Source organism: Roseateles sp. P5_E11 (assembly GCF_054049355.1).
The window spans coordinates 1-7218 of sequence record NZ_JBFUMO010000291.1 but is presented as its reverse complement, the minus strand read 5'-3'; the positions used below and the strand labels follow the sequence as shown (position 1 = coordinate 7218).

The 7218-nt window shown below is 68.2% G+C and carries 6 protein-coding genes; 1 reads left to right on the top strand and 5 read right to left on the bottom strand.

Translation table 11 applies throughout. From position 1 onward, the window contains the following. Positions 1-171: 171 nt before the first annotated feature. From ACXJKR_RS19560 to ACXJKR_RS19545, 4 genes are all read right to left on the bottom strand, one after another. Positions 172-1842, bottom strand: a complete 1671-nt coding sequence (locus ACXJKR_RS19560; protein WP_457324232.1) for a histidine kinase — start codon at positions 1840-1842, stop codon at positions 172-174. 2 nt (positions 1843-1844) lie between these two features. Continuing rightward, positions 1845-3194, bottom strand: coding sequence for a c-type cytochrome biogenesis protein CcsB (gene ccsB / locus ACXJKR_RS19555; RefSeq protein WP_457324231.1), 1350 nt, complete (start codon positions 3192-3194; stop codon positions 1845-1847). Beyond that, positions 3191-5278, bottom strand: coding sequence for a cytochrome c biogenesis protein ResB (locus tag ACXJKR_RS19550; RefSeq protein WP_457324230.1), 2088 nt, complete (start codon positions 5276-5278; stop codon positions 3191-3193). Before ACXJKR_RS19550 ends, ccsB begins: the two co-directional genes overlap by 4 nt. Positions 5279-5342: 64 nt before the next feature. Further along, on the bottom strand, positions 5343-5963 hold the full coding sequence (locus tag ACXJKR_RS19545) for a c-type cytochrome (RefSeq protein WP_056202816.1): 621 nt from the start codon (positions 5961-5963) through the stop codon (positions 5343-5345). A gap of 70 nt (positions 5964-6033) precedes the next feature. Between ACXJKR_RS19545 and yihA the strand changes: the two genes are divergently transcribed. Further along, a complete protein-coding gene (gene yihA / locus ACXJKR_RS19540) occupies positions 6034-6768 on the top strand; it encodes a ribosome biogenesis GTP-binding protein YihA/YsxC (RefSeq protein WP_056202819.1) in 735 nt (244 codons plus the stop codon). A gap of 3 nt (positions 6769-6771) precedes the next feature. On the opposite strand, the gene ACXJKR_RS19535 is transcribed toward yihA, so the two are convergent. Further along, a partial coding sequence (locus tag ACXJKR_RS19535; protein WP_457324229.1) for a DUF1631 family protein occupies positions 6772-7218 on the bottom strand: 447 nt, incomplete at its 5' end.

The following is a 7218-nucleotide window of genomic DNA, read 5'->3' as shown; positions in this document are numbered from 1 at the left end:
GCGACAGGTCGACCAGGACGATGTCCGGCGTCAGCTGCTGCAACTCGGCCAGGGCGGCGGTGATGTCGCCGCTGTCGCCGACGACATCGTGGCCAGCCTCGGTCAKCAGCGCGCGCAAGCCCTGGCGCACCATGGCGTGGTCATCGACGAGGTAGATGCGGGCGGCTTGCGTCATTCCGGGGTTTGCCATCGCAGGGTCAATTGCGTGCCGCCGCCCTCGCGCGGGCCCAGCTCCAGCGTTGCGCCGATGGCGCGGGCGCGCTCGCGCATGCCGATGAGGCCGAGGTGGCCGGGGCGACGCTCGAAGTCGGCGTCCAGGCCGCTGCCGTCATCGGCCACGCCGAGTTCGATCTCTTGCGCACAGCCGTAGAAGCTGAGCCTGACCTCGGTGGGCCGGGCGTGGCGCAGCGCGTTCTCCAGGCCTTCGCGGGCGATCATGAACAGAGCGTACTCGACCTCCCCCGGCCAGCGCTGCGTCAACAGCTCGTCCTCCGCGTCCAGCACCAGGCGCACGCCCGGATGCAGGGCGCGGCGCAGAGCGACCTCGTTGTCCAGCGCCGCGGCCAGGCCTTCGTCCTCCAGCAGCGGCGGGCGCAGGTCGACGAGCACCTGGCGCACCTCACGCAAGGCCTGGTCGATGAGGCCGCGGGCCTGCTGACGGGCGTCCGCAGCGCCCAGGTCCAGCATCAGGCGCAGGGCGGTCAGCGTCTGGCCGAGCTGGTCGTGCAGGGCCTGGGCCAGGCGCTGGGTGGTGCGGCGCTCCTGGTCCATCAACTGCTCGGCCAGGGCCGACAGCGCGGCCTCGGCGTCGACCTGCACCGAGATGTCGACGACGACGCACAGCAGCAGCGCCCGGCCGGCCAGCTCGATGGGCTCGGCCACCAGCTTGGCGTGCAGGCGGCAACCCGAGTCGGGACACAGTTCGCGGTCGTCGATCTCGGTGCGGCCTTCCCTGCCAGGCAGTGGCGCCAGGCCCAGGGCCTCGGCGGTCTGGCCGACGACCGACAGCGTCGGCCAGCCGAGCAGGCGGCCGAGCTCGTCGTTGGACTCGATGACGGTCTCGCTGGCGACGTCGAACAGCGCGATACCAACCGGCACCGTGTGGAAGAAGGCGCGGAACTTGGCCTGGCTGTCGGTCAGCGCCTGTTCGGTGAATTTGGCGATGGTGATGTCGGACAGCGTGGCCAGCACGCGGGCTGGCTGGCCGCGTGCGTCGCGCTCTGTCCAGCCGCGGCAACGCAGCCATCTTGGCGAGGGGCCAGCCAGGCGCAGGTCGATGTCCAGCGGCGCGCCGTGCTGCAGATGGGACTGCAGAGCGGCCCGCCACTGGCCCTGGTCGTCGGCGTGCAACTGCTCGGCGAGGCGGCCGGGGCGATCCAGCAGGGTCAGGGCACGGGGCGACAGGTATTCGCTGTCGGCAGCGATGTCCCATTCCCACAGGCCATCGGCGGCGCCCTTCATGGCCCGGGCATAACGCGCCTGTTCGGCGTCGGTGCTGCCGAGGTCGCGGGCCATGCACAGCCAGCCCGTGCCGTCCGGCAAGGGGGCGATGCTGGCCTCGAAGCGGGCCAGGCGGCCACTTTGGGTGCGCAGCGCATAGCGCAGGCGCTGGGAGCTGGGCGCGCAGGCTGCCGCGAACTGCTTCGCCAGGGCGGGCGGGCCGATGCTTTGCAGCGATCGACCCTGCAGCGTTGCCCAGGGTGCGTGCAGATCGGGGTGATCCGGGTGGTTGCAGGCCGCGAAACGCAGGTCGGGCCCGATCAGGAAGCACAGGTCCGGCAGGGCGGCTGCGATGGCCGGCGCAGCCTGCGTCCAAGGCTCGCGGTCCGGCGTTTCAGGCATCGCTACAGCGTACCGTAGCTGTGCAGGCCTGAGAGGAACATGTTGACGCCCAGGAAGGCGAAGGTCGTGACCAGCAGGCCCACCAGCGCCCACCAGGCCGAGGCCATGCCGCGCAGGCCCTTCATCAGGCGCATGTGCAGCCAGGCGGCGTAGTTGAGCCAGACGATCAGGGCCCAGGTTTCCTTGGGGTCCCAGCTCCAGTAGCCGCCCCAGGCCTCGGCGGCCCAGAAGGCGCCGAGGATGGTGGCGATCGTGAAGAAGGCAAAGCCCAGCGCGATGGCTTTGTACATGAGGTCGTCGAGCTGGGGCAGGTCGGGCAGGCGCGCCGTCAGGTGGCCGCGCAGCGCGACGGCAATGCCCAGGAAGGCGGCGACACCGGCGATCTTGTAGGCCCAGCCCTGCAGGCCGGCGACGGTGGCGGCCTCCAGCGTGGCACCGAAGCGCACCGCCAGGATCAGGCCGACGATGCCCAGCGGCATGGCAACGAGGCCGATGACGAGGGCACGTGTCGTCGCCGTCTTCAGCAGAAAAGCCAGGGCCACCATGGCCGCCAGCGCGAAGCTGCCATAACCGACGAAGTTGGCGGGCACGTGGATCTTCATCCACCAGCTCTGCAGCGCCGGCACAAGGGGCTGGATCTCCTGGGCCTCGCGGGCCAGCGTGTACCACAGCAGGAAGCTGACCGCGCCGCTGACGACCAGCATCACGTAGGCGCCCAACGAACGCGTCGCGAAGCGGGCCTCGTAGTAGAGGTAGAAGGTTGTCGTCAGCCAGCAGAACAGCACGAAGACTTCGTAGAGGTTGCTGACGGGGATGTGGCCGATGTCGGCGCCGATCTGGTGGCTCTCGTACCAGCGCACCAGCGTGCCGACCAGGGCCATGAAGACGCCGCCCCAGGCCAGCTTGGAGCCGACCACCTCGGCCACGCTGTTGCGGCCGGCGCCGGTGAAGAAGCCGCCCCAGTAGAAGAGCATGCTCATGTAGAACAGCAGGCTCATCCACAGGATGGCGCTCTGGCTGGACAGCATGTACTTCAGCCAGAACACCTTCTCGCCGGCGGCCAGGTCGGCGCCGAAGCCGTCGGTGTGCTGGGCATACAGGCCGATGGCGATGAGGGTGGCCGCACCGACGGCGACGCTCAGCCAACGCAGCGGCTTCCAGAACCAGCCCAGCGCGATCAGCGCCGGCATGGCGCACAGCAGGATGCCCTGCTCGTAGACGTCCATTGACGCGTGGTAGCGGCTGAAGGCATAGCCGCCGCCGAGCAGCACGAGGGCAGCGAACAGCCAGTCGAGGGCGTCACGGCGCTGCAGCGCGTGGCGGCGCGGCAGGTCGAAGGTGGTGGTGTTCATGAGGGCTCCTTCAGCACGGCGGCTTTGAGCTGGGCGAACATAACGGCGTTGTCGGGCGACTCACGGGTGCTGGACATGGCCATGCGCACCTGCGAGCCGCCCGGGTCGGCGCTGGGCACGAGCCAGACCCACAGCCTACGCTCCTTGATGTAGAGCATGGAGAAAACGCCGACGATGAGCAGGAGGGCGCCCAGATAGACCAGCTTCTGCCCAGGCGCGCGGGCGACCTGGAAGACGCTGGCCTGGACCTGCTCGAAGTTCTCCAGCTGCAGCAGCGTGGGCGACGGGTAGTAGAGGCTGTCGGACAGGGACAGCACGGCCTGGGTCATGAAGCCCTGGGCGGCGGCATCGGTGCCGGCGGGCTTGAGGCCAGCGCGCTCGCGGGCGATCTGGTGCAGCTCGAACAGGCTGCCGTTCAGGATGCGCAGCAGCACCTCGGAGACGCGCTGGCGGTCGGCCTCGGGCACGTCACGCTCGATGAACTGCGACAGCGCCGGCAGGCCGCCCTTGACGTCGTCGCCGGGCTTGGCGGCGGCGCCGGAGAACAGCGTCAGCGCACGCTGGGCCGTCAGCTGCAGCTGCGGCGTCAGCTGGGGCTGGTTGGGCGGCGTGGCGGCGGCGGCATAGCGGCGCGCAGCGACGTCACGCTGGGCGGTATCGGCCAGGGCCTGGCGAAGGCGCAGCCAGCCGCTCAACTCGCCGTTCTCGTCGGCCGGCATGCGCAGATAGCGGAAGGTCTCGGCCGGGGTGTCGCGCACGCCGGCGAGGAAGAGCTTCTGCCCGTCCAGCTCGACCGGCAGCATGTAGTTGTTGTACTCGCGGGCCTGGCCGGCGGCGTCGCGCAGCTTGTAGCTGAAGCTCGGGCCGACGTTGTGCAGAACTTTGCTGCCGTCCGACTTGGCGCCGCTGCCGAGATGCTTGCCAAGCGCCGCGCCGAGGTCGACCTTGCGCACGTCGGCGCCGCTGGCATTGGCGCCGCTGCTACCGTCATTGGCGAGGTTCTCGACATTGATCACGCGCAGGCCGTCGAGCTCCAGCGTCTGCTCGCCAAAGGCCATCTTCGTGCCGACGCGGCCGGCAAGCTTCAAGGGCGTGCCGGTGCTGGCCAGCGGCATGGCCTTGAGCTCGAGCTTGCTGCCGCCGTCCTCGAAGCTGCTCTGGTAGATGGCCAGGCCCTTGTGGATGACGGGTTCGTTGACCTTGACCGTGGCCTCGCGCCGTGTCGTGCCGTCATGGATGACGATGTCGCTGGCAAAGCTCTTGGGCATGCCCGTCGGGTAGTAGTCGACCTTGAATGCCTTCAGCTCGATGTCGAAGGGCAGGTCCTGCAGCACGACGCCGCTGGGCAGGCTCAGCACGGCGATGCCCTGGCGCTGCTTCTCGGTGACCGACACATTGCCGCGAAAGCTCGGATTGCCGGTGGAGAGCCGGTGTTCGGGCCGGATGTCCGACACGAAGCCTGAGCCGGTGTAGAGCTGCTTGCCCTGGGCCCACATGGCCAGCTTGACCATGGCGTTGCCGTCCAGCACGCCGCCAATGAGGATCAGCACGATGGCGGAGTGGGCGCAGAGGTAGCCGATCTTGTTGGCCGCGCCGCGGCGGGCCGCGATCATGATGCCGTTGTCGCGCCGCTGCACGCGGGCCTTCCAGCCGTGGGCCGCCAGCGTATTGCCGATCTCGGCGAGGGCCATCGAGGGGTTGCTGGGCAGCTCTCCGATGGCCTTGTGGTGGTGGGCCTGCAGGGACTGCTCGCGCACGCCCTCCTTGTAGCTCTTCAGGTCGACCAGGATCTTGGGCGCGTTGCGGGCGATGCACAGGCTGGTCGAGAGCACCAGGAAGGTCAGGATGACCAGAAACCAGGGCGCGCTGTAGACCGTGTAAAGCCCCAATTTGCCGAATACCTCAGCCCAGAAGGGGCCGAACTGGTTGACGTAGTTGCCCATGGGCTCGCTCTGGCGCAGCACGGTGCCGATGACCGAGGCGATGCAGATCACGCTGAGCAGCGTGATGGCGAAGCGCATGGACGCGAGCACGTCCAGCAGTTCGCGGGCGGGTGAGGAGCGAGGGACAGGGACGGCGGACATCAGCGATCAACAAAAAAGGCCGGTGGGGTTCACCGGCCTTTGTTCCTCAAGGCAAGCGCCGCGTTCAGCGCAGGCCAGCGATGTAGTCGGACACGGCCTTGATTTCCTTGTCATTCATCTTGGCGGCGACGGTGACCATGACGGGATTGTTGGCGCGTGCACCGCTGCGGAAGGCCACCATCTGCGCTTCGACATAGTCGCCATGCTGGCCGCCCAGGCGCGGGTACTGGACCGGCAGGCCGGAGCCGTTGGCACCGTGGCAGCCGGCACAGGCCGGCACATTGCGCTCGGCAATGCCGCCGCGGTAGATCTTCTCGCCCAGGGCGACCGTGTCCTTGTTCTTGGCGAAACCTGGCTTGGCGGTCTTGGCGGCGTAGAAGGCGGCCACGTTGCGGATGTCGTCTTCCGACAGCGGGGCGGCCATGCCTTGCATGACGGGGTTCTTGCGCTTGCCGCTCTTGAACTCGGTCAGCTGCTTGGCCAGGTATTCGGCATGCTGACCCTGCAGGATGGGATTGGCCGGGCTGCCACGCGAGCCGTCCGCCGTGTGGCAGGCTGCGCAGACCTGGGAAGAAATGGCACCGCCCTTGGCCGAATCGGGCTTGGCAGCAACAGCAGCGGGCTCGTTCGCGTGAGCCGTGGCGGCCAGCAGCAGACTCGACAGGAGGAGGGCGACAGTCTTCATGGATTTATACGGTCTCAAAGGGCGTAACCCGAGAATTTTACAATGCTGAACCACAGCGTCCGAGCTAGACATGACCGACAAGATTCCTGAGGCCCTGCCGGCCGAGCCCCTCACCGAGAAGCTCGCCCTGGCCTGGACGCATACCACGCGCTTCCTGACCACCGCCAGCCAGCTGGTGCATCTGCCCGCCACCGAACTGCCCGAGATCGCCTTCGTCGGCCGCTCCAACGCCGGCAAGTCCACCGCCATCAACACGCTGGCCCAGCAAAAACGCCTGGCCTTCGCCTCCAAGACGCCGGGCCGCACCCAGCACATCAACCTCTTCGAACTCGGCCCCAAGGACGCGGCCGACGCCCTGTTCGCCGACTTGCCGGGCTATGGCTACGCGGCCGTGAACAAATCGGCCAAACTGCGCTGGCAAAAGGTCATGGCCGACTACCTGGAAGTGCGCCGCAGCCTGTCGGGCGTCGTGCTGATGGTCGATTCCCGCCTGGGCCTGACCGACCTGGACAAGCAGCTGCTGGAGTTCGTCGCCGCGCGTGTGGCCACAGGTGAGATCAAGTTGCTGGTGCTGCTCACCAAGTCCGACAAGCTCAATCGCAAGGAAGCAGACGCGGCCTTGCGCGCGACGACGGAGTTCCTCGCTGCGATGACCACCGAGAACTCCGACGTCGCGGTGACGCTGTTCTCGGCGCTGAAGAAGAGCGGCGTCGGCGACGTGGCGCTGGCGCTGCGCGAATGGGTGCTGGCGCATCGGCTGCCCGACGACATGCCGGCGGTCGAGCCGATTCACTCGGCGGGCTGAAGCTCAGCCGCCGTCCAGGTCGCTCATCAGCGTGTCCACGGCGCGTTGGACGACGTTATCGTCTTCCAGTGCCGTGATGAGGCCGTTGGACAGCAGCGCCTCCAGCGCGCGGCGGGTCAGCGGCAGGCGTTCGTCGGAGTCGCGGCCGACGAACAGCAGGAACTGCCGGCCCTCGCTGATCCAGGCGATCTGGGTGGTATGCCAGTCGCCCTGGATGAAGAGATGGAACCAGCGGCCGATCTGCAGGCCATCGATCCAGCGTTGCAGCGCCGCGCGCGCATCCGGCGAATCGTGCTGGTTGTAGAGCTGCACCGGCACAGTCGGCAGTTCGCCGCGGTCGACGTCGACGCTCAGCCAGTGCGAAGGCACCTGGGAATCGCGCTCCTCCATCAGGCGCTGGACGATCTCGTCGGCCGAGGCGGGCGCGGCACTGCTCGCCGTGGGCGAGGA